This is a genomic window from Flagellimonas sp. 2504JD4-2 (assembly GCF_053642935.1).
The window spans coordinates 475,796-501,953 of record NZ_JBSIOV010000003.1 but is presented as its reverse complement, the minus strand read 5'-3'; the positions used below and the strand labels follow the sequence as shown (position 1 = coordinate 501,953).

22 protein-coding genes are annotated in these 26,158 nt (G+C 40.1%); 11 read left to right on the top strand and 11 right to left on the bottom strand.

Annotated features, from left to right (window positions below; translation table 11 throughout):
- Nucleotides 1-3 precede the first annotated feature (3 nt).
- Together ACULLH_RS13580 and ACULLH_RS13575 are read right to left on the bottom strand one after the other, a co-directional pair.
- On the bottom strand, nucleotides 4-687 hold the full coding sequence (locus ACULLH_RS13580; RefSeq protein WP_454089298.1) for a hypothetical protein: 684 nt from the start codon (nucleotides 685-687) through the stop codon (nucleotides 4-6).
- A 66-nt stretch (nucleotides 688-753) separates the two neighbouring features.
- A complete protein-coding gene (locus ACULLH_RS13575) occupies nucleotides 754-1,509 on the bottom strand; it encodes an MBL fold metallo-hydrolase (protein WP_454089297.1) in 756 nt (251 codons plus the stop codon).
- A 166-nt stretch (nucleotides 1,510-1,675) separates the two neighbouring features.
- On the opposite strand from ACULLH_RS13575, the gene ACULLH_RS13570 reads away from it, so the two are divergent.
- The gene (locus ACULLH_RS13570) at nucleotides 1,676-2,563 is read left to right on the top strand and encodes a hypothetical protein (protein ID WP_454089296.1); all 888 of its coding nucleotides are present in this window, start codon (nucleotides 1,676-1,678) and stop codon (nucleotides 2,561-2,563) included.
- Nucleotides 2,564-2,807: 244 nt separating this feature from the next.
- Here ACULLH_RS13570 and fumC read toward each other — a convergent pair whose 3' ends face one another.
- The 4 genes from fumC to prfB form a co-directional block, all read right to left on the bottom strand.
- Nucleotides 2,808-4,205: a class II fumarate hydratase gene (fumC, locus tag ACULLH_RS13565; protein ID WP_454089295.1), complete on the bottom strand. Its 1,398-nt coding sequence runs from the start codon at nucleotides 4,203-4,205 to the stop codon at nucleotides 2,808-2,810.
- A 345-nt stretch (nucleotides 4,206-4,550) separates the two neighbouring features.
- Nucleotides 4,551-5,024, bottom strand: a complete 474-nt coding sequence (locus ACULLH_RS13560) for a hypothetical protein (protein ID WP_454089294.1) — start codon at nucleotides 5,022-5,024, stop codon at nucleotides 4,551-4,553.
- Between the two features lie 102 nt (nucleotides 5,025-5,126).
- Nucleotides 5,127-5,468 (bottom strand): arsenate reductase (glutaredoxin), encoded by a 342-nt coding sequence (gene arsC, locus ACULLH_RS13555; RefSeq protein WP_454089293.1) that lies wholly within the window; start codon nucleotides 5,466-5,468, stop codon nucleotides 5,127-5,129.
- Between the two features lie 138 nt (nucleotides 5,469-5,606).
- Nucleotides 5,607-6,702 (bottom strand): peptide chain release factor 2 gene (gene prfB, locus ACULLH_RS13550; protein WP_454089292.1). Its coding sequence is split into 2 segments (ribosomal slippage): nucleotides 5,607-6,638 and nucleotides 6,640-6,702, totalling 1,095 coding nucleotides; the frame shifts between segments, so codons are not numbered across the junction.
- Nucleotides 6,703-6,889: 187 nt separating this feature from the next.
- Here prfB and ACULLH_RS13545 point away from each other — a divergent pair.
- Genes ACULLH_RS13545 through ACULLH_RS13535 form a run of 3 tightly spaced genes read left to right on the top strand, consistent with a single transcriptional unit; the run spans nucleotide 6,890 to nucleotide 11,233 of the window.
- Nucleotides 6,890-9,292, top strand: coding sequence for a zinc-dependent metalloprotease (locus tag ACULLH_RS13545; protein ID WP_454089291.1), 2,403 nt, complete (start codon nucleotides 6,890-6,892; stop codon nucleotides 9,290-9,292).
- Between the two features lie 34 nt (nucleotides 9,293-9,326).
- Nucleotides 9,327-10,199, top strand: coding sequence for a glycoside hydrolase family 16 protein (locus ACULLH_RS13540; RefSeq protein WP_454089290.1), 873 nt, complete (start codon nucleotides 9,327-9,329; stop codon nucleotides 10,197-10,199).
- Between the two features lie 5 nt (nucleotides 10,200-10,204).
- A complete protein-coding gene (locus tag ACULLH_RS13535; RefSeq protein ID WP_454089289.1) occupies nucleotides 10,205-11,233 on the top strand; it encodes a threonine aldolase family protein in 1,029 nt (342 codons plus the stop codon).
- Here the strand turns inward: ACULLH_RS13535 and ACULLH_RS13530 are convergent, their stop codons facing one another.
- Complete coding sequence (locus ACULLH_RS13530; RefSeq protein WP_454089288.1) at nucleotides 11,234-11,560, bottom strand: YbaB/EbfC family nucleoid-associated protein; 327 nt, start codon at nucleotides 11,558-11,560, stop codon at nucleotides 11,234-11,236.
- Between the two features lie 144 nt (nucleotides 11,561-11,704).
- On the opposite strand from ACULLH_RS13530, the gene ACULLH_RS13525 reads away from it, so the two are divergent.
- The 3 genes from ACULLH_RS13525 (at nucleotide 11,705) to ACULLH_RS13515 (ending at nucleotide 16,257) form a co-directional block, all read left to right on the top strand.
- Nucleotides 11,705-13,759 (top strand): S9 family peptidase, encoded by a 2,055-nt coding sequence (locus ACULLH_RS13525; RefSeq protein WP_454089287.1) that lies wholly within the window; start codon nucleotides 11,705-11,707, stop codon nucleotides 13,757-13,759.
- A gap of 72 nt (nucleotides 13,760-13,831) precedes the next feature.
- Nucleotides 13,832-14,872: a PLP-dependent cysteine synthase family protein gene (locus ACULLH_RS13520; RefSeq protein ID WP_454089286.1), complete on the top strand. Its 1,041-nt coding sequence runs from the start codon at nucleotides 13,832-13,834 to the stop codon at nucleotides 14,870-14,872.
- A gap of 125 nt (nucleotides 14,873-14,997) precedes the next feature.
- Nucleotides 14,998-16,257, top strand: a complete 1,260-nt coding sequence (locus ACULLH_RS13515) for an aminotransferase class I/II-fold pyridoxal phosphate-dependent enzyme (protein ID WP_454089285.1) — start codon at nucleotides 14,998-15,000, stop codon at nucleotides 16,255-16,257.
- An 18-nt stretch (nucleotides 16,258-16,275) separates the two neighbouring features.
- Here ACULLH_RS13515 and ACULLH_RS13510 read toward each other — a convergent pair whose 3' ends face one another.
- From ACULLH_RS13510 to ACULLH_RS13495, 4 genes are all read right to left on the bottom strand, one after another.
- On the bottom strand, nucleotides 16,276-17,373 hold the full coding sequence (locus tag ACULLH_RS13510; protein WP_454089284.1) for a hypothetical protein: 1,098 nt from the start codon (nucleotides 17,371-17,373) through the stop codon (nucleotides 16,276-16,278).
- Nucleotides 17,374-17,430: 57 nt separating this feature from the next.
- Entirely contained in the window at nucleotides 17,431-18,231 is an 801-nt protein-coding gene (locus ACULLH_RS13505) for a helix-turn-helix domain-containing protein (protein WP_454089283.1), read from the bottom strand.
- A gap of 96 nt (nucleotides 18,232-18,327) precedes the next feature.
- Nucleotides 18,328-19,452 carry a GTP cyclohydrolase gene (locus tag ACULLH_RS13500; RefSeq protein ID WP_454089628.1) on the bottom strand — a complete coding sequence of 375 codons (1,125 nt, stop codon included), beginning with the start codon at nucleotides 19,450-19,452 and terminating at the stop codon, nucleotides 18,328-18,330.
- 159 nt (nucleotides 19,453-19,611) lie between these two features.
- Entirely contained in the window at nucleotides 19,612-20,595 is a 984-nt protein-coding gene (locus ACULLH_RS13495) for a transporter (protein ID WP_454089282.1), read from the bottom strand.
- Between the two features lie 85 nt (nucleotides 20,596-20,680).
- Between ACULLH_RS13495 and ACULLH_RS13490 the strand changes: the two genes are divergently transcribed.
- Genes ACULLH_RS13490 through ACULLH_RS13475 form a run of 4 tightly spaced genes read left to right on the top strand, consistent with a single transcriptional unit; the run spans nucleotide 20,681 to nucleotide 26,126 of the window.
- Nucleotides 20,681-20,941: a DUF4834 family protein gene (locus ACULLH_RS13490; protein ID WP_454089281.1), complete on the top strand. Its 261-nt coding sequence runs from the start codon at nucleotides 20,681-20,683 to the stop codon at nucleotides 20,939-20,941.
- A 24-nt stretch (nucleotides 20,942-20,965) separates the two neighbouring features.
- A complete protein-coding gene (locus tag ACULLH_RS13485) occupies nucleotides 20,966-23,398 on the top strand; it encodes a YfhO family protein (protein ID WP_454089280.1) in 2,433 nt (810 codons plus the stop codon).
- Nucleotides 23,398-24,681, top strand: coding sequence for a glycosyl transferase family 1 (locus ACULLH_RS13480; RefSeq protein ID WP_454089279.1), 1,284 nt, complete (start codon nucleotides 23,398-23,400; stop codon nucleotides 24,679-24,681). Before ACULLH_RS13485 ends, ACULLH_RS13480 begins: the two co-directional genes overlap by 1 nt.
- A complete protein-coding gene (locus tag ACULLH_RS13475; protein ID WP_454089278.1) occupies nucleotides 24,666-26,126 on the top strand; it encodes a lipopolysaccharide biosynthesis protein in 1,461 nt (486 codons plus the stop codon). The genes ACULLH_RS13480 and ACULLH_RS13475 overlap by 16 nt, the downstream gene beginning before the upstream one ends.
- Nucleotides 26,127-26,158 lie beyond the last annotated feature (32 nt).

Below are 26,158 nucleotides of genomic sequence, written 5' to 3'. Positions count from 1 at the left end.
ACGTTAATTCTCTTTTTCAAGTTCGGTAAGACCCTTTTCCAACAATTGTTTGGCCTCTAGTAAATAAGCCCTCTGGTGGGCTGATAAACTGTTGGGGTCATTTTCCTTTCCATCTGAATTCTGGGTGAACGATTTAGAAAACTGGATAAGTTGCTCAATGGCACTTTCGGTGGATTCTAACCTGTCCTTGGCGTGCTTGTCAAAGACTTTGATCATTTCCATTTCCATGGAAACCTGGTCAGTTTCTTCACTATCCACATAAGCCTCATTTTCTATAGTACTTTCAGCGCTGTCTTCAATTACCGTGGTCGATTTACCTAAAGTACATTCATCTAAAATTGTGATCAACTCATTGATTTGCCCTAATGCCTTTTTCGAAAAAAACCTTCCAGCATCCCAATCGTAAGGTTCAATCGCCTTATCTAAAGTCTCCAAGATGTCCAGAGTTTTATCCTCTGTCTTGGCACAACTACATTCGGCCAGGAATGATTTCGATTGCTCAAGAGCCGTCTTTGCCCTTTCAGCATAATACATTTGATGTTCAAAATTGGTAGCGCTCAATGCTTTTTTGGAATGACTTAGGCCGTAAGTGACCTTCGCATAATAATTGTCACATTGATTGGAGAAGGAATTGTTTATTGCAAATGCGAACGCAAGAGCAAACAACACATAGGATTTGGGAACCATGGTTAAGTCTTGATTTAGGTTAAGTCTCTTAGATTAACGCTAATAATGGCCCAATATTTTATACAATCAAAAATCGTCTTCAGGGTACCAATCCAATTGGATCACTTTTATTTCGGAATTTCCTTCATTTACAAGAGTCTTGAATTTTTTTACATCGCTTACGTTTGGACGTCCTCGATAGTGATAGGGATAGATTTCCTTGGGTGCAAATTCCAAAACCGCATCAGCTGCGCTTTCCACGGTCATCGTGTAGGGAAGGTTCATACATACAAAGGCTTTATCAATATTTTGCAAAGCTCTCATCTCAGGAATATCTTCTGTGTCACCTGAAAAATACAACCGTTTTCCACCCATATTTAGCACATAACCATTACCTCTTCCTTTGGTATGGAATTTCAGAGCTTCGGTTCTTAAGTTATACATGGGCACTGCTTCTACGGTAATACCATAGCGTTCTTTGGAATCCTCGTTGTTCAGCACATCAATTTGGGGTGTGAATTCATCAGGCATTTTATCAGCTACAGCCTGCGGGACCATGATTTTGGCTTTTCCGGTATCAAGTTCCTGAACAGTCTCTAAACTAAAATGATCACCATGTACATCCGTAATCAGGATCAAGTCGGGTAATTTCTGATTTTCAAATGCGTTCTTTCCACCAACGGGATCAATGTATATGGTAATATCGTTCCATTCCAAAACTGCCGTTGCATGTTCTATCGGAATGATTTTTAAGATATTGGAATCCTCAACTTGGCTATAGGCATACTCAACGTGGAAGGCAAAAAATAAGATCAAAACCAAGGATATAATTTTTTCTTTCATTTTTTGAAATCTGCTATTCCTACTAAAATTAAGGCATTAACAGGACAATGAATAGTTTTTTTAGCAAATTTTCGGGAATAAAAATCCAAACGAAAGACCTGAGCGTATATAAACCAAACACGATTGATTAAACGCTTTAAACTAAGGATCAATTAATTAAAAAGTTATGACTGAAACAAAAAGTAACAACGGATTAAAGGTAATAGCTGGCTTGCTTGGGGTGGTTCTTTTAGGAACTATAATTTATACAGTGAGCCTTTACCAAGATAAAAAGAAGACTACTACTGCACTTACTCAGGAAAAAGAGTTGGTTGTGGAAGATTTGAACAACCTGAAGTCTGAGTATGACAAGGCTATTTTGGAAAGTAATGCGACCAACGAAGAATTGGTAGCAGCTAGAGATAACATTGCAAAGTACATTGATTCGGTTCAGGCAATGAAAGCCGATATATCTACTTTGTCAAGATATAGAAGACAAGTAAGTGTACTTAAAGCTGAAAGAGAAAAACTATTGAAGCAGGTTGATTCCTTGACCACGTCCAATACTTTGTTGGCCATGGAAAGAGATAGCACATTTGCTGAATTGGAAGCACAAACTGTATTTAACGATTCATTGGTTGTTCAGAACACGCAATTGGCCGATGCTGTTGAAAGAGGTTCTGCACTTAGCCTTTCTAGTTTTACTGTTGATGCGGTAAGAGAGCGTAACAGTGGTAAATTGGTTTCTACTTCAAGAGCTAGATCTACTGACAAGTTCAAAGTTTGTTTTACAGTTGCTGACAATGTAATTGCAGAAGCTGGTGATAGAGAGTTCTTTATCGAAGTTTTGGATCCTCAAGGTAATGTAATGGGAGATAGTTTCTCAAAATCTACTGAAGAAGGTGCTTCAATTACATATAGCAAAGGAACCAACTTCTACTATGAAAACAGCACCTTGGATGTTTGTGATTACATCAACAAGCCTGCTTCAGATTTCCAAAAAGGAAACTACATGGTTAATGTTTATGACAACGGTTTAAAATTGTTGGGAACTTCTAAGTTCACTTTGAAATAGCATACACTATCCATATTTATAAAAAAGCCCGGTTGCATTAGCACCGGGCTTTTTTCTGTTTTTATGTCATGGAAGAGGATCTTGAGCTATACAGTTTTCATATAATTTTTTGATAGGTTTAGGATGATATGAGGTCAAGAATCAAAATCAATTCGTAATTCTTTTTACTTCTTCTGACTTCTGACTTCTGACTTCTGACTTCTGACTTCTGACTTCCGACCTCTGACCTCTGACCTCTGACTTCTTATTTTAAACTCCCTACCATATCTTCTGGTTTTACCCAGTCATCGTATTCTTCAGCTGTTACATAACCAAGATTAATGGCTTCCTCTCTTAGGGTTGTCCCATTCTTATGTGCCGTGTTTGCAATCTCAGCAGCTTTGTAATATCCTATTTTGGTATTCAACGCGGTGACCAGCATCAAGGAATTGTTCAATAAGGTTTTAATGACCTCATGATTCGGCTCAATTCCTGCTGCACAGTTTACATCAAAACTAACGCAGGCATCCCCGATCAGCTGGGCAGATTGAAGAATATTTGCCGCCATCATCGGTTTAAAAACGTTGAGCTCATAATGACCCTGGGTACCTCCAACGGTAACCGCAACGTCATTCCCCATTACTTGGGCGCATACCATGGTCATGGCCTCACATTGGGTCGGATTCACTTTTCCAGGCATAATGGAGCTTCCAGGCTCGTTGGCCGGAATAATAATTTCACCAATTCCTGAACGTGGACCAGAAGCCATCATTCTAATATCGTTGGCAATTTTGTTCAAGGAAACCGCTATTTGCTTCAAGGCGCCATGACTCTCAACGATGGCGTCATGGGCTGCCAATGCTTCAAATTTGTTTTTTGCAGTTACAAAAGGAAGTCCCGTGAACTCTGCAATATATTTGGCCACTAAAACATCGTATCCCTTTGGGGTATTCAATCCGGTTCCTACGGCAGTTCCTCCCAAAGCCAACTCGCTTAAATGATCCAAGGTGTTTTTTAGAGCCTTTAATCCATGGTCAAGTTGGGATACATAACCTGAAAATTCTTGGCCGAGGGTTAGGGGAGTGGCATCCATTAAATGAGTTCGACCAATCTTGACAACATCTTTAAATTCTTTAGATTTTTTGTCCAAGGTGTTTCTCAATTGCTCCACCCCGGGAATGGTTACTTCTACAATTTTTTTGTAGGCTGCGATATGCATTCCCGTAGGAAAGGTGTCATTGGAAGATTGACTTTTATTGACATCATCATTGGGTTGAATGGTTTTTTCGCCCTCTCCAATTTTTTTGCCAGCAATTTCATGAGCTCTATTGGCAATTACCTCGTTGACGTTCATGTTGCTCTGTGTTCCAGAGCCGGTCTGCCAAATCACCAAAGGAAATTGGGTATCATGCTGCCCAGAAAGAACTTCATCGCATACCTGTCCAATTAAATCCCTTTTATCCTGCGGTAAAACACCTAATTCATGGTTGGTATAGGCTGCGGCCTTTTTTAAATAAGCAAAACCGTAAACTACATCGAGAGGCATTGAGGCGGGGGTACCGATTTTAAAATTGTTCCTGGATCGCTCTGTTTGTGCTCCCCAATATTTATCGGCAGGTACTTTGACCTCCCCCATGGTATCTTTTTCTATTCTAAAGCTCATTGTCCGTATTTTTGAATATGCAAATTTAGGTGTTCAAACAGTGATATGCATAAAACATATTTACAATTGAACATTTTTTTAAGACAGATTTGTTTTTTTTATATAAATGAGGGTATCTTTGCTGAACAAAAGGAAAAAACAATGTTCGATTTTGACCAGTACTTAGGCTTTTTAGCTTTTTTAACCATCTTGACCATCGGTTTTTGGCTGATGATTTTCTTGTTGACTTTTGTAGTGCCATACTGGTTGTTTGGCAACCTTATGGAAATGTATAAAGAAAGACGCGACGCGAAACGCGCCAAGCGAAACGAATAAAATAAAAAAGAGGCTTAAAGCCTCTTTTTTTTATTCCTTTGATTTCTTCTTTTTCTTCTTCTTTTTCTTTCTTTTGGCCTTGAATTGATTTTCTTGAAGCTCGACAAAGGCTAGATATTTGTCTTCTGGGAGACCGGCTTTTAATTCCGCGTCCTGGGTATCCCTGATTTTCTCAATTTCTTCCTTTATTTTGTTGGGTTCCAACTTTAATATGCTCAATTCAATCCGTTGTTGTACCGATTTCACCAAGGTAGTACGTACAACTGCTTCCTCAAAAGGGTTCAACTCCAATGCCTCTGTTATGGAAGGCATCTGTTGGTCCACAATTTCCTCTGCGGTAAGGGGTTCCTCTTCTTTTGGTGGATTTGGAGTCTGGGGAACTGCGCTAACTCGACGTCCATATCTGTTTCCATATGGGTTGCCATATCCATATTGCGCAATTAAGGAATCCGAGAATAAAATTCCCAGTAATGTAAAAAGGATGAGAGCCTGTTTATTTCTCATAATGTTTCAATTCAGTGTCCCATACAAATGGGGTAAAAGTCTATTAAATAGCTTGTTACCGTAACAAAGATGTCTAAAATCTTTTAAAAATGCGATAATTCGCTATAATAATGTATCTATTTTATCAGCAGGGCGACCTATAACAGCCTTTTTTCCTTTGATAATGATTGGACGCTCTATCAACTTTGGGTTTTCAATCATCGCATCGACAATAGCCTCATCAGATAACGTTTTTCCCTTAAAACTTTCCTTCCAAACCGCCTCATTCTTTCGAACAAGCTCTTCCGGAGAAATGCCCAGATAGCTGATAACTTCTTTGAGTTCTTCTTTCGTGGGAACATTTTCCAAATATCGTACCACTTCGAAGTTTTCTCCGGTTTTTTCTAAATATTCCAATCCCTCTCTCGATTTTCTACATCTCGGATTGTGGTAAATCTTTATCATTTCTTTAATCAATTAACAATGTTTAGCAAGCAATTTTCAATCAATGCCCATTCTTAAGCTTATATATTTCTAACCTCTAACCTCTAACCTCTAACCTCTAACCTCTGACCTCTGACCTCTGACCTCTGACCTCTGATTCTATTCCTCCTTTTGCCCCATCATCATCAAAAAGGCTTTTAAGAATGCATTGATCTCACCATCCATTACGGCATCAACATTACCGGTTTCTTCAGCTGTTCTAACATCTTTAACCAGTTTATAAGGATGCATCACATAATTTCTGATCTGGGAACCCCACTCAATTTTCATTTTGGAAGATTCAATCTCCTCCCTTGCCTCTTGTTTTTTCCGAAGCTCAATTTCGTACAATTGGGACTTGAGCATTTTCATTGCCGTGGCCCTGTTATCATGCTGGGATCTCGAATCTGAACATGAAATCTGGATTCCAGTAGGCTTATGGACTAGCTGTACCTTGGTCTCTACCTTGTTCACATTTTGTCCACCCGCACCGCTAGAACGGGCTGTAGATATTTCGATATCGGCCGGATTGACCTCAATTTCAATGGTATCATCAACAAGAGGATACACATAGACCGAAGCAAAAGAAGTATGACGCTTGGCGTTGCTGTCAAAGGGAGAAATACGAACCAATCTGTGGACCCCATTTTCACCCTTTAGCCATCCAAAAGCAAACTCTCCATCAATTTGGAGTGTTACAGTCTTGATTCCCGCAACATCACCTTCTTGGTAATTGAGTTCTTTGACCTTATAGCCATTTTTTTCACTCCACATCAAGTACATGCGCATAAGCATGGAAGCCCAGTCACAGCTTTCCGTACCACCAGCGCCAGCCGTGATTTGAAGGACTGCGTTAAGTTCATCGCCCTCATCGGACAGCATATTTTTGAACTCCAAGTTTTCTATGGCCAGCTTGGAATGCTCAAAATGGGTATTCACTTCGGCCTCTGGGACTTCACCAGCCTGCTGAAATTCCAACAAAACCTCCAGATCCCCAATAAGGGCCTCAGCAGCGTTGAAATCCTCAACCCATTTTTTCTTGGATTTTAGAGCTTGCATTTGAACTTGGGCCTTTTGGGGATCGTCCCAAAAACCTGGAGCAGCGGTTTTCTCCTCTTCGTTCTCTATTTCAATAAGTTTGGCATCAATGTCAAAGATACCTCCTTAACGCACCAAGGCGTTCAATAAGATCTTTATGCTGATCTGTGCTAACCATACAAATTATTTCAGGCAAAAATAGTATTTCGACATAGTCAAGCAACGAAATTTATATAATTTTAGCAAGAACTCTTTTTGATATGAAACCGACATGAATAAAATAATCCTTATATCCCGATAATTAAGGATTATTTTATTCATCAAAGGTTACATGTGACCATCAAAGGAACAATAAAAAGGAACACATGAAAAAATACTTCGTCTGCCTGCTTGTGGTATTATTTGCCAACAATTTTATGAACAGCCAGAATTTTGAAAAAACCAAGGACTACCAAAAATTCAATGGATACTTTAATTTCTACTATGACGACGCTTCCGACAAGATTTTTTTGCAGGTCGGCGAACTGGAAAAGGAGTTTTTATATGTGTATTCCCTGAGCAGTGGAATAGGTAGTAACGATATTGGATTGGACCGGGGACAGCTTGGGAACGAACAGGTGGTATTTTTCAGAAAAGCGGGGAACAAATTATTACTGGTGCAACCCAATATGACGTTTAGGGCGATTACGCAAAATGAACTCGAAAGGAAGTCTGTGGAACAAGCCTTTGCCAAATCCGTTTTGCATGGCTTTAGTATTGAAGAGGAATCCAAAGGAAGCTATCTTATCGATATTACGGATTTTTTGATGCGCGATGCCCACGGAGTCTCCTCTAGACTTAAAAATACCAAACAGGGATCTTACAGTCTGGATGCGTCCAAGAGTGCATTGGCTTTTGAACGTACCAAAGCCTTTCCAAAGAATGTTGAATTTGATGTGACCCTTACTTTTAAAGGTAACCCCGAAGGAGCTTGGATACGTTCTGTTACCCCAAATCCTTCGCTGGTCACCGTGGCACAACACCACTCCCTAATTGAATTGCCAGATGATAATTATGAAAAGCGTGTTTTTGACCCTCGATGCGGTTCGTACCCATTTTCGTATTACGATTATGCCACACCCGTTCAAGAACCTATTTTGAAGCGTTATGTGACGCGACATCGTTTAAAAAAGAAAAACCCGAATGCAGAAGTAAGCGAAGCTGTAGAGCCCATTGTTTACTATTTGGATAACGGAACACCAGAACCTGTCCGTTCTGCCCTGTTGGATGGTGGTAGATGGTGGAACCAAGCCTTTGAGGCCATTGGTTACAAAGATGCATTTCAATTGAAGATTTTACCGGATGATGCAGATCCCTTGGATGTACGGTACAATGTGATCCAATGGGTGCATCGGTCCACTAGGGGTTGGAGTTATGGTAGCAGTGTTACCGATCCAAGAACAGGAGAAATCATAAAGGGTCATGTAAGTTTGGGCAGCTTGCGCATACGACAGGATTTTTTGATTGCCCAGGCACTGATGAACAAACCGTTTGCGGAACGTGACGATAATTATCAACCCATGTTGGAAATGGCATTGGCCAGAATCCGACAGTTGTCCGCCCATGAAATTGGACATACCCTTGGATTTGCGCACAATTTCGCGGCAAGCACCAACAACAGGGCTTCCGTTATGGACTATCCACACCCGCAATTTACTTTGGATGGAGATAATATCGATTTCAGCAATGCCTATGATACTAAAATAGGAGCATGGGATAAAGTAACTGTGGCCTATTCTTATTCAGATTTTCCAAACAGCGCTAACGAGAAGGGTGAATTGAATGCTATTTTGCAGAAAGCACAGAATGATGGACTTAGATATATTTCTGACCAAGATGCAAGACCAAGGGGAGGAGCCCATGCTTTGGCGCACCTTTGGGACAATGGGAGAAATGCTTCCCAAGAATTGGAAAACGTGTTGAAAATCAGAAAAGCGGCAATTGCTAATTTCTCTATGGACAATATTCGCTTGGGAGAACCTAATTCCGTGCTTGAAGACGTATTTGCACCACTATACTTTTTTCATCGATACCAAACAGAAGCAGTTTCCAAATTGATAGGAGGATTGGACTATAATTATGCCGTAAAAGGAGATGGTCAACGTACCGTGTATCCAATTAGCCAGACTAGCCAAGAAAATGCACTAAAAATTATCCTGAAAACCCTTGATGCTTCGGAAATTGCAATTCCCAAAGAAAAATTGGAACTTTTCCCACCCAGAGCTATCGGCTATGGAAGATCGAGGGAATCATTTAACGGGAGAATCGGAGTGGCTTTTGATGCATTATCGGCTGCGGAAACGGCTTCAGACATGACCCTGGGACTTTTACTTCATCCTGAGCGGGCCTCCAGATTGGTGCAACAAAAGAGTTTGGACAAGGACCAACTCGACCTGACCCAGCTATTGGAAGCACTGATAGAAAATACTATCGAAGAAGGCCATAAGGACACCTATTTGAATGAAGTGCAACAAACCGTCAATTTTAGGATATTGTACCATATCATGAATCTTGCTGCCCACAAAGAGGTTCACCCGCAGGTAAATGCCATTGCTTACGAAACTTTGAGAGCGCTTAAGGTTTCACTTTTGAATAATGGCAGAAATCCAATTGCTGTGGAAATGGTCAGAAGAATAGATGCGTTCACCAAAGCTCCTCACAACTTTAAGATTATATCTGTCCCTAAAATTCCAGATGGATCCCCGATTGGAATGGATTGTATGCACTAAACGATTTTAGATTCTAGCTTTTAACCCATAAACAATGATACGTAAAGTAGTTTATTCGATATTGACCATTGGTTTGATTTTGCTTGTCTATGTGGTTTTCAAAGGAAAAACGACATTGGATGAAAACGCACAAAATGAAACTGCTAAAGCTCAAGATCTAGACTTCGATAAACTGATTTGGTCCGATGAGTTTGATGGACAGGGAGCGATTGATTCAAAAAAGTGGTTTCTCCAAACCCAACTTCCTCCTGGGGGAAGCTGGTGGGGTGGCTTGGTGCAACATTACACCAATCGTGAGGATAACACTTTTTTGGAGGATGGATTTCTAAATCTTGTTGCCAAAAAAGAAGAATTTGAAGATCAAGGGGAGATCAAACAATATACCGCCGCCAGACTTAATTCCAAATTCGCTTTCACTTACGGAAAGGTTGAGGTTAGGGCCAAACTACCCAAGGGAACAGGCACTTGGCCTGCGATTTGGATGCTTAGCAAGAAAATAAATGAAGATGGTGCTTATTGGGACAATGAGGGTTATGGCGTTATAAACTGGCCAAACTGCGGTGAAATCGATATTCTTGAACATTGGGGGAAGAATCAAGACTATGTGTCCAGTGCGGTCCATAATGGATCCAGTTACGGTTACAATGTTAAAAATGTAGGGGGTCAACAAATAAAGAATGCTTCAGATGAATTTCATATCTATACTTTGGAATGGACGAATGAGAAAATGATCTTTAGTGTTGATGGAGTCGAACATTTCAGATATAATCCACCTGAAAAAAATGATGATACCTGGCCATACGATTCCGATTATTATTTCATTTTCAATATTGCAATCGAACCCGATATTGATTCTGAATTTACTGAAAGTGCAATGATTGTCGATTACATTAGAGTGTACCAATAAAACCTATGGAAATAAACTTGATCAGCGATACCGTTACCAAACCTACTCCTGGAATGATGGAGGCTATAATGACGGCGAAGGTAGGTGACGATGTATTTAAAAATGACCCGAGCGTAAATGCCCTGGAAGAAAAGGCGGCCAATTATTTTGGAATGGAGGCGGCCTTATTTTTCCCAAGCGGTACTATGGCAAACCAAACAGCTATAAAATTACATACCCACCCTGGCGAGCAATTAATATGTGACAAATATGCCCATGTGTACAATTATGAAGGGGGAGGAGTCAGTTTCAATAGTGGGGTGTCTTGTAAATTGGTGGATGGACAGAGAGGTATGATGACCGCCGAACAGGTAGAGCAATCCATAAATCCACCAGATTTTTATCATAGCCCCTTGACTTCTTTGGTTTGTATAGAAAACACCACCAACAAAGGGGGTGGAGCCTGTTGGGATTTTGGGGAACTCAAAAAAATCAAAAAGATTTGTGCCGAGAATAGCCTAAACTATCACTTGGATGGGGCGCGACTATGGAATGCCTTGGTCGCAAAGCAAGAGGACCCAAAGGATTACGGAAATTTATTTGATTCGATAAGCGTATGTCTGAGCAAAGGATTGGGTTGTCCCGTGGGTTCTGTTTTAGTGGGGAGTAAAAGATTGATTGATGATGCACTCCGAGTACGCAAAGTATTGGGTGGTGGAATGCGTCAATCCGGATTTCTTGCCGCTGCTGGAATCTATGCCATGGACCATCATATCGATCGACTTGCAGAAGACCACCAACGTGCCAAAGAGATTGGGGATGTATTGACGGGGATGGAAATCATCCAAAAAGTTGAACCCATTGAGACCAACATTATCATTTTTGAATTGGACGAGTCCAAAATATCTTCGGAAAACTTCTTGGCTAAACTTGAAGTAAATAACATTTCCATTATCGGCATGGGCCAAGGAAAATTGCGCATTGTCACCCATTTGGACTATACACAAGAAATGCATTCACATTTTTTAAAGGTGCTGAAAGAAATCGGCAGCTAATTACTTGAACAACGAGTCCATCCCAGGGATGTTGGGCATGCCTTCCTTGGCTACCGCAGCCAATTCGGTTTCGTTTACATGGGTTGCCTTTTCAATCGCCTTGTTCAAGGTTAGGATCAAGTAGTCTTCCAATTGCTCTTTGTCTTGTAAAAGACCATCATCAATACTAACGGATTTTATCTCTCTATTTGCTGTAAGCGTAATTTTTAAGAGTCCGTCAGAAGAACTCTCATCTATAAGAACGGTATTCAAACGTTCTTTGGTGGCCTTTACTTTTTCTTGGGTTTCTTTGAGTTTACCCATCATTCCCATAAAATCTCCAAACATAATCTTGAATTTGGTGTAAAATTGAACCCAAAAGTAATAATTTGGCACAAATCAAAATCCATGAAACATCGCGTTCTGAAATGCAGTTTTTTCATATTAAGCCTTATTTTTGCAGGCTCTTGTAAGAATACTAAAGAAAAATCAATGCAGGTAACACCTCCAATTGCCAAGAAGAAGCCTACAAAACTCGAAAAACATGGCGATGTTAGGATAGATGATTACTATTGGATGAACGATAGGGAAGACCAGGAGGTTTTGGATTATTTGAATGCTGAGAACGCCTATTACGGTGAAATGACCTCGCATACAAAGCAGTTTCAAGAGGACCTCTTCCAAGAAATGAAATCCCGGATTAAGGAAGATGATACCTCTGTCCCCTATAAATACAATGGTTTCTGGTATATCACCAAATATGAGATGGGGCAAGAATATCCCATCTATCTGAGACGTGAAAACAGCATGGAATCGGCTGACGAATTAATGTTCGATTGCAATGAGATGGCAAAAGATCATGAATTCTTCAATTTAAGGGGGATTTCCATCAGTCCGGACAATAAGTTGGCATCTTTTGCCACGGATACAGTTTCCCGAAGACAGTATACCATCCAAATAAAAAATCTGGAGACAGGTGATATCTATAAGGACAAAGTGGAAAATACCACCGGAAGCTCTGTTTGGGGCAATGATGGAAAAACTTTGTTTTATGCCAAAAAGGACCCGGTCACTTTGCGCTCAGATAAGATTTACAGACATACTTTAGGAACATCGGAAGCCGATGATGTTTTGGTCTTTCATGAACAGGATTCAACCTTCAATACTTTTGTATACAAGACCAAATCCAGAAAATATTTAGTAATCGGTTCTGTAAGCACCTTGACATCGGAGTATCGCATTTTGGATGCTGACAATCCTGAAGGTGATTTTAAGGTGTTCTCCGCAAGGAAGCGGGGAGTAGAATATTCGATTTCCCACTACAATGGTAACTTTTTTGTGCTTACAAATAAAGATGGTGCCACCAACTTTAAACTGATGAAGGCCACGGATGAGCAAACAGCATCTGAATTTTGGGAAGAGTTTATTCCACATCGTGAAAATGTACTTTTAGAGGATGTTGACATCTTTAAGGACTATTATGTGCTTTCTGAACGTGAAAATGGCTTGAATAAGCTCAAAATAGTTCGTTGGGATGGTGCTAAAAGCTATTATTTGCCATTTGAGAGTGAAACTTATGTAGCCGGGACTTCTGTTAATCTTGATTTTGATACCCAAGAACTTCGCTATTATTATAATGAAATGGGTTCTCCATATGCGATTGTTGACTTCCATATGGAGAAGAAAACCAAAAATGTACTCAAAGAACAGCAAGTGTTGGGCGGGAAGTTCGATAAATCAAACTATAGAACAGAGCGTTTATGGGCAACAGCCCGGGATGGTGTAAAGGTTCCTATTTCCTTGGTCTATCATAAAGATGTAAAGTTTGATGGAACCAGTCCATTACTGCAATACGCGTATGGTTCATACGGAAGCACCATAGATCCCTATTTCTCATCAGTTCGATTGAGTTTGTTGGACAGAGGTTTTATTTATGCGATTGCCCATATACGGGGAGGGGAATATTTGGGAAGATCTTGGTACGAAGATGGTAAGCTTTTCCAAAAGAAAAACACATTTACCGATTTTGTTGACTGCTCCAAGTATCTAATTGCCGAAAAATATACTTCTCCAGACCATTTATTCGCTAGCGGGGGGTCTGCAGGTGGACTTTTAATGGGTGCGGTGGTCAATATGGCTCCAGAACTCTATAAAGGGGTGATTGCCGCTGTTCCTTTTGTCGATGTGGTCACCACTATGCTGGACTCCTCCATACCGCTGACCACAGGAGAATATGATGAATGGGGAGACCCCAATAAAAAAGAATATTACGAGTACATGAAATCTTATTCACCTTATGACAATGTGGAGTCCAAAAACTATCCAAATATGTATGTTTCCACAGGTTTGCACGATTCCCAAGTACAATATTGGGAGCCCGCTAAATGGGTGGCAAAGCTTAGGGAGTATAAAACAGATGAAAACCTCTTATTTTTGGATACAAACATGGATGCCGGGCATGGTGGGGCCTCAGGCCGATTTGAATCTTTAAAGGAAACCGCGAAGGAATATGCTTTTATCCTTGATTTGGAGGGAAAAACGCCTTAAAATAAAAAATACTATTTTTGTCCCTGATAAATCGGGACGAAGTTCAAATTTATCCCTTACCTAAACCCAGTTATGAGAAAACAGATAAATGCGCATAGCAATATCCTTGATTTAATTGGAAATACACCCCTAGTAAAGCTTAACCAGATTGCCGAGCCCCTTACAGGAAACTTTTATGCCAAGGTTGAAGCCTTTAACCCTGGTCATTCCTCAAAAGACAGGATAGCCGTTTACATTATTGAGGAGGCGGAACGCAAAGGAATACTTAAACCTGGAAGTACCATTATTGAGACAACTTCTGGAAATACAGGTTTTAGCTTGGCTATGGTGAGTATTGTAAAAGGATACAAATGCATTTTGGCGGTAAGCTCAAAATCATCTCCAGATAAAATCGATATGCTTCGTTCCATGGGTGCCAAGGTATATGTATGCCCGGCACACGTAAGTGCGGACGACCCAAGGTCCTATTACGAGGTCGCAAAGCGCTTGCATAAGGAAACGAAGAACTCCATTTATATCAACCAATATTTTAACGAGTTAAATATTGAGGCTCATTACAGTACTACTGGTCCGGAAATATGGAAACAGACCAACGGTGCTATAACGCATTTGGTAGCTTGTAGCGGAACTGGTGGCACTATTTCTGGTATTGCAAGATATTTGAAGGAGCAAAACCCTGATGTTAAGGTTTTGGGAGTGGATGCTTATGGCTCTGTGCTTAAAAAATACCATGAAACCGGGGAATTTGACCATAATGAAGTGTATCCGTACAGAATTGAAGGTTTAGGAAAGAATCTAATTCCGGATGCGACTGATTTTAACTGTATTGACCGCTATATCAAGGTTACAGATGGTGAGAGTGCTCATATGGCACGAAAAATAGCGCATACTGAGGGTATGTTTGTAGGTTATACTAGTGGTGCGGCCATGCAGGCGTTATATCAATTGAACACCGAAGGGGAATTTTCTGAAGATAGCAATGTAGTTGTTATTTTCCCGGATCACGGATCTAGGTATATGAGTAAAGTTTACAGCAATGAATGGATGGAAAATCAAGGATTTTTTGATATTCAAAACGCTGAAAGCCCTGAAAAGATAGAATACATCAAGTAAACTACTAGCTTATCATATATATTGGAACGACAATGTAAATCATTGTCGTTTTTTTATATAGAAATATTAGTTATGTGAGCTTGGTAAAAATATATATTTTTGCAGTTGAATCAATTTTAAGGTAGATGAGAGATTTATTTGATAGAATCATTGAGAATAAGGGGCCTTTGGGAAAATGGGCGTCTCAGGCGGAAGGATATTTTGTGTTCCCAAAATTGGAAGGACCTATCTCTAACAGGATGAAATTCCAAGGAAAGGATGTCATTACATGGAGTATCAATGATTATTTGGGGTTGGCAAATCTACCTGAAATCAAAAAAGTTGATGGAGATGCTGCGTACGAGCACGGAGCAGCCTTTCCTATGGGAGCTCGAATGATGAGTGGCCATACCGACTATCATGAGCAACTGGAGCAAGAACTGGCAGCTTTTGTAAACAAAGAAGCCTCGTATTTATTGAATTTTGGCTATCAAGGATTTATGTCCGTAATAGATGCCTTGGTATCAAAAGATGACATTATTGTTTATGATGTGGATTGCCACGCCTGTATTATCGACGGGGTTCGCTTGCATATGGGGAAACGTTTCACATTTAAGCACAATGATCCAAAAAGTTTGGAAAAAAACTTGGAGAGAGCTACCAAGTTGGCAACAGAGAACGGAGGCGGAATTTTGGTCATTTCTGAAGGAGTGTTCGGAATGCGCGGTGAACAAGGTATCCTAAAGGAAATCGTTGCGTTAAAGCAAAAATATAAGTTCAGATTACTGGTTGATGATGCCCATGGCTTTGGTACTTTAGGTAAAACCGGTGCTGGAGCTGGAGAGGAGCAAGGCGTGCAGGATGAGATTGATGTGTACTTGGCCACATTTGCCAAGTCCATGGCGAGTATTGGTGCTTTCGTAGCGGCAGATCAAGAAATCATAGAGTATTTAAAGTACAACCTGAGATCTCAGATGTTTGCCAAGTCGCTACCAATGGTCTATGTAAAGGGAGCATTGAAGCGTTTGGACATGCTTCGCACCATGCCAGAACTCAAAGCTAAACTTTGGGAGAACGTAAATGCGCTTCAGAACGGACTTAAAGAAAGAGGGTTCGACATTGGAACCACTTCAAGTTGTGTTACTCCTGTTTATTTGAATGGAAGTATTCCAGAAGCGATGGCGTTGGTCAAAGACCTTCGTGAAAATTACGGAATCTTCTGCTCCATAGTTGTTTATCCTGTTATACCCAAAGGATTAATTCTACTTCGAATGATTCCAACGGCTACGCATACAATGCAGGATATTGAGGAAACATTGGACGCGTTCTCCGCAATTAGGGAACGTTTGGAAAATGGGACCTACAAAAGACTATCTGCAGCGGTTGCCGCAGCCATGGGCGAATAGTCAAATTTCCTTATAAACTTAATTGGATTTACCACGGATACTAGTGTCTGCGGAAACACCATGCTTTTGCAACATTCTGGTGTTGTGCTTAAGAAGCCTATAAGCGGCTTTGCTAAGCTTTTTCAGTGGCATTTGTTTCCATTGGGTGATATCCTTCTCGAAATTGTTATCAAATAGGGAGTCGGAAAGATTCTTTATGACATGGTAATTTGCCAAGGGATGCGGATTTTCACTTTGATCATTGGCGTTGGAGATAAATCCTTCAATGATATCGTAAAGCGTCGTTTTTGCTAAACTCAATTCGGAAAGCTTAGCACGATATTCCAAATCTGCGTTATCCAAACCGGGAAAAGCAGCGTTGTCCAAAAAATGTCTTCCTTCATGGGCCAAATAACTGATTTGAAAGTTCTCACTTTCGAGATCATAAGCATCCTCAACACAGAAAATGGTTCCATTTGCCGTCCATCCCCCTGGGTAATATTTACCTAAGGTGGCATATTCTTCCCAACCCAGCGTCACAAAATCCGTCATAAAAACCACCTTGGTTTGGATCTTTTCCTTTTTTAGGGAAAAAGCATAGGTGGTATCTCTCTGGGAGCGCCATACCAAAAGATCGTATAGCCCACCTGTCTTATTTACGGATGATGTAGTCATATACCCTTTACCCTTGATATATTGACTCAAGAAATAACCAAGACTATCACGGGTAATATTCTTATCCCTTACCTCAGCGAAATGGGTTTTCAGAAAACCAATAGTGTTCATTCCGAGGCTGCGTTCGTGTTTGGGATTCGGATCTAACAAGTATTGCCTCCAATAATCCCTGAAGATTAGGTGTAATTCATGAATTTTTGATTTTCCATCTTTCAAATATTTTGATGCATCAACAGTTCCCTTAAACCTTTCCTCAAAATCTGTTTTGAATTTGAGGTCTTTTTCGCTAAGACCGGAAACTGGAACATCGAGAAGGGGCAGGGCCGCTTTTACATCCCCATCGAGGCAATGTGCATATATTTTGGCATAGTCAAGATTGGATTGCTGCTGGCTCCATAGCCCACTTGAAGGAGCTAACAAAATCAATAGAACTAGATAACCTTTGTGGAAAATCTTTAGCATAGGTCTGTTTTTAAAATTCAAAAATAGACCCTCAAAACCAGATAAAATTGTACCGGATTAACCTTTTAAGGTATTACGAAACCTGTGTGGAGAGACCCCATAAACCGACTTAAAGGACCTAATAAAGTGGGGGTCATCGTAAAATCCGGTTTCAAAAGAGATTGTACTTATACATTTAGAAGAATTCAAAAGTAGATATAACGCTCTATCTATTTTGAGTCGTATTTGAAATTCACTTAGGGTACAGCCTCGAAATTTTTTAAATGCCCTGGACAAATAAACCGGATGAACCTTTACTCGACTGGCCAAATTTTCTAGCGAGTGGAATTGATCTAATTCATCATTTAGCAGGGCGACCACCTCCTTGATCCATTGCTTGTCCTGTTTGACAGCTTTTGGCGCAATAAAATCTAAATACCAATCATACACCTGTTCAAAGACCAAATCAGTTTCCTCGCCATTTTTCAGACCCAATATCAATTGATATAATGAAGGGTAATTGGAGGCTTTGAACTTTTGCAAGTTTTGGTTTTGGCGCTGCATTTGAGCATGCTCTAGCTCATACCAACCAGATTTGAACTCCACATTAAAACAACTGCCCTCGGTTTCCTGAAAATAGTTTTGGTGCTCATAACCCCTTGGTCTTAAGAGCGCTTCTCCCGCCGTTATATGTTGGGTGATCCCGTTCCCTTCTTCAATATAGCTACCTGAAAACAGTATACTCAAATAGGTATTCTCGTGGTGGTGCTTTTCAATGGTGGTTTCCTTGCCATGTTTGGTGATACAAAGCTTCAGCAGGTCGTTTTCCACCATATTGAAGCTGCTTCCGAAGTATTGTCCAGATGGTAAATTGACCATAACTTGTTTAAACCTTTTATTGTTTAGTCTTGCAAAAAGGGTTTTGTTACAAGATGAACGGATAATGCAACGACGAACAAGTTGCTCACTTAAGCATTAACTGCTCAAATTTCTGCGATACGTTCTTCTCCTTTTATGGGTAACAGGGTCAAAATGTTTCCACATTTGTCGTATGGCCACGTTCTCTTCCAGTTCTGGAGTTCTAATACAGTTGACGATACCCTTCTCCTGAAAAGTCTTATAGTATTCGTTAAAAATAATAGCGGTAACACCCTTGTTCTGATATTCCGGGTGGATGCCTATCAAGTAAAATATTACATCCTTGCTGTGCTTTTTTGCCTTCAAAAGATGAAACACACCTGTGGGGAACAGCTTGCCATTGGCTTTTTGCAGCGCTTTGGAAAAGGAGGGCATTACTATAGCAAAGGCTACTAAGTCATTTTCGGAATCGACAACAAACTTGATATACTCAGGATTAATAAAACTGATGTACTTCTTTTTAAAATATTCCTTTTGTACATCCGTAATCTTCACAAAGGAAGAAAGTACCGAATAAGTGTTGTTGAACAAATCGAACATTTTGTCCACCCACGGCATTATCTCCTTGCTGTTGGTAAAGTTGAGTTCTTTGAGCCCGTATCTCTTTTTAATGAGAATATTGGCTTTATAGAAGATTTTCGGGTCGGCATTGGCAAACAAAAATTTGTTTTCCAGATATTCCTTTTCCTTTACAAACCCTAACTGCTCATAGTGCGATTGGTAATATGGATGGTTGTACCAAGTAATCATGTTGCCAATATGGTCAAAACCTTCGGTAAGCACCCCCACCTTGTCCAGATTGGAAAAGCCCACTGGACCTTCCATATATTCCAAATTATTGTTGCGTCCAATTTCGGCTACTTTATCAAGCAAGGCCTTTGAAACATTATCATCATCCACAAAATCAAACCATCCAAATCGCATTTTTTTGATTCGCTGCTCATTTACCTCCAGCCAATTGATGATGGCAGCAACCCTTCCAACAAGTTTCCCATCTTTGAAGGCCAAAAAGAAAGTGGCTTCCGCATTTTTAAAGACAGGGTTCTTATCAGGATTGAAAGATTCGAGCTCATCCTTTACAATAGGAGGGACCCAATAGGGAGAACCTTTATATATTTTGAAAGGAAATTTTACGAATTTTTTTAAATCGTTTTTAGAAGCTACCTGCTTTATGGTGACCATACCCATAACTTTTGGGGATGTCTGGTCGAGCGCAGTCGAGACCTGATTCTGTTGCAAAAAAATTAGTGTCATTCTCGACTGCGCTCGAATTGACACTTAATGTTACTTCTTACAATATTAGGAATATTATCAGCAGAAGAAAAATGATACCGTCAAAACTTAAAAATCAAGTTTGTTCTTTTTCTTTTTAGTTTTCTTGCGACGATTCTTTTTGACATCCTTTTTGCGAATTTTTCCGCTTTGTCTGGATTTTTGGCTATCTATAGGTACCAAGGAATCCTTATGGAAGTCTAATCGATACGAGAAACCAAGAACCGCAAAAATTCTGGACGGTGAATTTTGGAAACCAGAGCCCATATGCAGATCAGCCTGAAAATTCTCGTTGATCAAATAAGCCACACCTGTTCGCAGTAGAATGTCTTTATAGCGATCACTTGTAATACCTTGGTTTTCCAGAAAGGCACTCCATTTTGGGTTTCTAAATGCATGTGTAATCGAAACCGCATAACTCAATTCAGGAAAATCAGTTCCAATACGGTCGTAAGCAAAATTGGAAATCAACACAAATCGCGGTGAAAGTCGACTTTGGGTAGCTATGGCTCCTCGGTATGAAATATTGGGGTCACCAGGATAAAATGGATTGTCACCCAAAGTAAAAGTTGCTCCACCATATAGAGATACAGCCGGGATAAGATTTTTCCACTGGAAAACATTATTCGCTCTCCAACTGTATAAATTCGGTTTGTTGCTTTCAGGATCTTTATAAGGATCGAAAATCAAGAACTTGAGACCTAATCTATTTCTGGAAAAATCGGTTAAACGATCACTGGTGTTTGCATTGATATCAGTTAAATTTTGGGATATGAAAGATCCCTCATAATTGATTTCTAGGGATTCAAATAGTAACCCATAACGAAGCGAAACATCGGTTCCCAATATGTTGGAGTCCGTTCCCAAGGATGCATTGTCCTGTTGCTCGTAGACCAAACCCATTTCAAACTGGACCACATTTTTCCCAACAGCGTAGGCACTAACTGCCCTACCAGGCCTATTGGAATTGATCACATCCGTGTATTGCGCGTTCAAAATAAACGGAATTGTACAAAGAAATAATGGGGTCTTTTTTAAAAGGGAGAGATCCATATAACTGATTTTAATACTATTTTATGATACTTTCAAGTAATTTAAAGGACTAACAATGTAATTTTGATCCAATAGTTATTGTTATATGGTTTTACTACAAACGATTTTAGTAGTCATATTAGTATACTACGCAGTTAAATTGCTGGCAAAATGGTTGGCTCCGAAACTGCTCAATTATGCTGTAAAGAAAACCCAACAGCGGTTTGGGGAGCAATTTGGCAATTACCAAGATTTTGGAAACAATACGCCAAATGAAGGAGAAACGACCGTTTCCAAAAAACCTTTTAAAAAATCCAATCCTTCAAAAAAAGTTGGAGAATATATAGATTTTGAAGAAATTGACTAATATTTGTCCATTCAAAATCCATCCATGAATCTTTCTCCAAAAGCCATTATCACCAGTGTTTGTGTTATAGCTTTCTTTATACTGGCCTCCTTGCTCTACTTTTATCCTGTGCTTCAGGGTAAGGCTATTTTTCAATCCGATATTGCCCAATACAAGGGCATGGCCAAGGAGCGAAATGATTATAAAGAACTTACTGGAGACGAATCCTATTGGACCAATAGTGCATTCGGTGGAATGCCCACATACCAGCTAGGGGCAAATTATCCCCACGATTATGTAAAGAAATTGGACCGATTGATTCGGTTTTTACCCAGACCGGCAGATTATCTTTTCCTGTATTTTATCGGGTTTTATATTTTGATGTTATGCCTCAAGGTGGAATATCGTTTGGCAATTCTGGGATCACTGGCCTTTGGTTTTTCCACCTACCTTATCATAATTCTTGGGGTGGGGCATAACGCTAAAGCACATGCGTTAGGTTATATTCCGATGGTCTTGGGTGGGATTGTCCTGGTATTCCGGAAAAAATACCTGCTTGGGTTTATTCTGACCGCCTTGGCGATGGCACTGGAAATTAGTGCCAACCACTATCAGATGACCTATTACTTTATGCTCTTGGTGCTCATTTTGGGATTGGTGCGCTTTATTTATGCCATAAAGGACAAAGAGCTAAAGCATTTTTTTACTGGTGTTGGAATTTTGATTTTGGCCGTAGCGCTTTCCATTGCAACCAATGCAACGGGACTTCTTGCGACCAAGCAATATGCCGATTGGAGTACTAGGGGTAAATCGGAATTGACCATAAATCCGGATGGAAGTCCAAAGATTGCCACAAGTGGTTTGGATTATGACTACATAACCCAGTACAGTTACGGTATAGCAGAGTCCCTTAACTTATTTGCTCCTCGATTGTTCGGTGGTTCAGGTAATGAGGATTTGGGAAAAGATTCTGAGGTTTATGAATACCTTACAGGCCAAGGACTGTCTCCGACCAGAGCATTGGAGCTATCAACCGGCTTGCCTTTGTATTGGGGAAATCAACCTATTGTAGCGGCTCCAGCCTACGTCGGTGCTATTATTGTCTTTCTGTTTTTTCTGGGCATGTTTGTAGTGAATGGGAAAAAGAAATGGTGGTTGTTTACAGGTGCATTGTTGGCCCTGTTATTGTCATGGGGTAAAAATTTTCCTGCCCTGACGAATTTTATGATTGATTATTTCCCGCTTTACAACAAGTTTCGTGCAGTATCATCAATCCAAGTCGTGCTAGAACTTTGCCTGCCAGTTTTGGGTATTTTAGGGATACGAGAACTTTTTAGAACCAAACTGAAACAAGCTCAAAAGTTACAGGCGCTTAAATTAAGTTTCTTTGTGACACTTGGCCTTGGTGTTTTTATCTTTTTGATGAAGGCCTTTTTCGATTTCGAAGGATTGCGCGATGAAACATATAGAGGTTATTTTGGAGACGAGCTCATGACGATGATTCAACGCGACCGTGAGGCGGTTTACATAAGTGATACGATTCGTTCTTTAATTTATGTTGCCTTGGCCGCAACGGCGCTTTGGTTTTTTATCAAAGATAAAATTGGGAAAAACCTGCTTGCCTTGGCCTTGGGAGCGTTGATTTTGTTTGATTTGGTAGGGGTAGACCGGAGGTATGTGAACAAAGATGATTTTGTTCGTCAACGAAACGTGAATTCTCCGTTTCAGGCCAGTCAACTGGATAATTTAATTCAGAAGGACGATGCCAATTACAGGGTATTCGATCCGCAAGAAGGGTTGAACGGAGCAAGAACGTCCTATTTTCATAAATCCATTGGCGGGTATCACGCCGCCAAACCTAGGCAGCTTCAGGACTTGTTCGAACATCATCTATATCAGAACAATTTAGAGGTGTTGAACATGTTAAATGTGAAATACATCATTCAACAAGATGAAGATGGCAATAGCATTCCTGCCGTAAACGACAATGCCAATGGAAGTGCTTGGTTTGTAGACAAGATAATACCGGTAAAATTGGCAAATGAGGAGATTCAGTCTTTAAAAGAATTTGATTCGAAATCTGAAGCCGTAGTAAACACCAAAGTTTATCCAACGGTAACCAAGCTGGGTTATGAAGTGGATTCTTTGGCTTCCATTAGTTTGGTTGACCATAGGCCCAATTACATAAAGTATCAATCCGAGAACAATAGTGCTGGATTCGCGGTATTTTCGGAAATGCACTACCCCTTTGACTGGCAAGCTTATGTAGATGGAAAACCTACCCCGCATTACAAGGTCAATTATGCACTTAGGGGAATGAAGGTTCCAGCCGGAAGCCATGAAATCGAATTCAAGTTTGAACCGGAAATCGTAAAAACCGGCAGCCAGATTACCTTGGGCAGTTGCATTCTATTGGGATTGATCATACTTGGAGGCGTGGGATATTCGTTGCGCCCTAAAAAGTCCAAAAAGGAATAATGAACAAAGTTTTGGTCATAGCGTACTATTGGCCTCCAGCTGGAGGACCTGGTGTGCAGCGATGGTTAAAATTTGTAAAGTATTTGCCAGCTTTTGACATTCAACCGACTGTTTACGTTCCTGAAAATCCTACCTATCCCATCATTGATGAGGATTTAATCAAAGAGGTACCCACCGGAATCACAATTTTAAGACAACCCATCAAGGAACCTTATGTCTGGGCAGGCCTCCTGTCCAAAAAAAGGACAAAGACCATCAGTTCTGGTATTATCAAAGAAAAGAATCCTTCGATTTTGGAGAAATTGCTACTGTGGATTAGAGGCAATCTTTTTATCCCCGATGCTCGAAAATTATGGGTTAAACCGTCCATAAAATTTTTATCCAAATATATTGCGGACAATGCTATAGAAACCATAATTACCACTGGTCCTCCCCATAGTGTACACCTTATTGGCTTGGGATTGAAGGCGCAACATTCCGTACAATGGATTGCCGATTTTCGCGATCCATGGACGTCAATTGGGTATCATAAAAAATTACGGCTGACTTCTACCTCCCAGAAAAAACACAAAGCTTTGGAGAGTGAAGTGTTGAACAGAGCTGATAAGATTGTTGTGACTAGCAAGACAACCCAGGAAGAGTTTAAAAGCCTGACACAAAAACCCATTAGGGTCATAACCAATGGATATGAGGACCAAGCGAATGTAAATCATTTGGATTCTGATTTCACCATTTCCCATATAGGATCTTTACTTACTGGTAGAAACCCAATTGATTTGTGGGAAACATTGAAAGAGTTGTGCACTGAGAACGATGCTTTTGGTAAGGCGTTGAAAATCCAGTTGGCCGGAGTAGTGGGGGAAGAGGTGTTGGAATCGATTAGTGCAAATGGGTTAGGGGATTATGTCTCGAAGTTGGGATATCTTTCCCATGACGAAGTGGTTAAGACCCAGCAGAAATCACAAGTATTACTGTTATTGGAAATTGATGCAAAGGAGACCAAGGGGATTATACCAGGAAAATTGTTTGAATATTTGAATGCCAAAAGACCGATTCTGGCTTTGGGTCCGGAAGGATGGGAGGCAGGTGATATTGTAAAATCTATCAATGCCGGAGTTTTTTATGGAAAAAAACAGAAGGAGGAACTAAAAACTGTACTTTTAAACTGGTTTGAAGCCTATCAGAGCGGTGAGTTGCACTGTGATTCCAAAGGAATTGAGCAATATCATCGTAAAGCGCTGACCGACCAACTGGCAAATTTCATTCAATGGGAATCGTCTTAAAGCAGTCCTTCAAAAATACCATAGTCACTTTTATTGGGTTTGCATTTGGCGCAGTCAACACCTTATTTCTATACACCAATATACTTGAATCCAAATACTATGGATTGGTCACCTTTATTTTGGCCACTGGAGCTATTTTAATGCCGATTATGGCATCTGGAGCACACAATGGGTTGGTGAAATATTATAGTGTACAGACAGAGCAATCACGGAACGGTTTTTTAACCCTGATCGTATTGTCACCTTTATTGATTATTCTACCGCTTACAGTGCTGATTTGGTTGGGATACGACACCATTGGTGATTTTTTATCGGTAAAAAATGCCTTGGTAAAGGATTATTTATGGTATTTATTTTTGGTCGGACTTGCCATGGCCTACTTTGAGGTGTTCTACGCTTGGAGCAAAGTCCATCTAAAATCCGTTTTTGGTAATTTTCTAAAAGAGGTCTTTGCCAGAATATGTGTATCGGTTTTACTGGTATTATTGTATTCAGATATTATTTCGTTGGATTTCTTTTTGAAGGGAATCGTAGGCATCTACCTGTTGCGGACCCTTTTGATGAAGTTGTATGCTTATAGCTTACGGAGACCTGCTCTGGATTTTAAATTTCCGAAGGAAACAAAAACCATCATTGGTTATGGTTTGTTAATGGTTGTTGGAGGTTCGGTTGCACTCATACTTTTGGAGATAGATAAATTTATGATCAACCAATTTAAGGCGCTGGAAAATGTGGCTTATTATGGAGTAGCAGTGTATATCGCCACCAGTATTATTGTTCCCGCAAGAGCGATGAATCAAATCACCTATCCTCTTACCGCCAATTATTTGAACGAGGGCAATTTCTTTGAGCTTGAAAATCTATATCGGAAAACATCACTAACCTCTTTTATAGCCGCTGGGATATTGTTCGTGTTGATTGTATTGAACATAAACGACTTATTTCTGATGTTACCTGAGGAATATCGCGGGGGTTTTGTCATCATCACCTTGATAGGAGTGGCCAAGGTGCTTGATTCCCTATTGGGGAACGTAAACGCGATTTTATATTATTCGGAATACTACAAATGGGTATTGGTCATGGGCGCATGTTTTGCCGCAATTACCATCCTGCTCAACCTTTGGTTGATTCCAATCTACGGTATAGAAGGTGCAGCATTGGCCAGCTTTATCTCCATTTTTATGTTTAACCTGTCCAAACTGGTTTTTGTAAAACTTAAGTTCGGATTTCTACCTTTCTCAAAAGCTACCTTTAAGGTATTTGCAACATTGTTATTGTTACTGGTTTTGTTTTACATGCTGCAATTTCCATTTCACCCCATTGTAAATATCATTTTAAAATCAGCCTTTGTTGTTGCAATGTATTTGGGAATATTATTTCGTTTTGAGATTTCTGAGGATGTTTCTGGAATCTTATCTAATTGGTTGAAGAGGAGGGAAGATTAAGAAACCTATTTTGGCTTGTACCAAAATAAAGA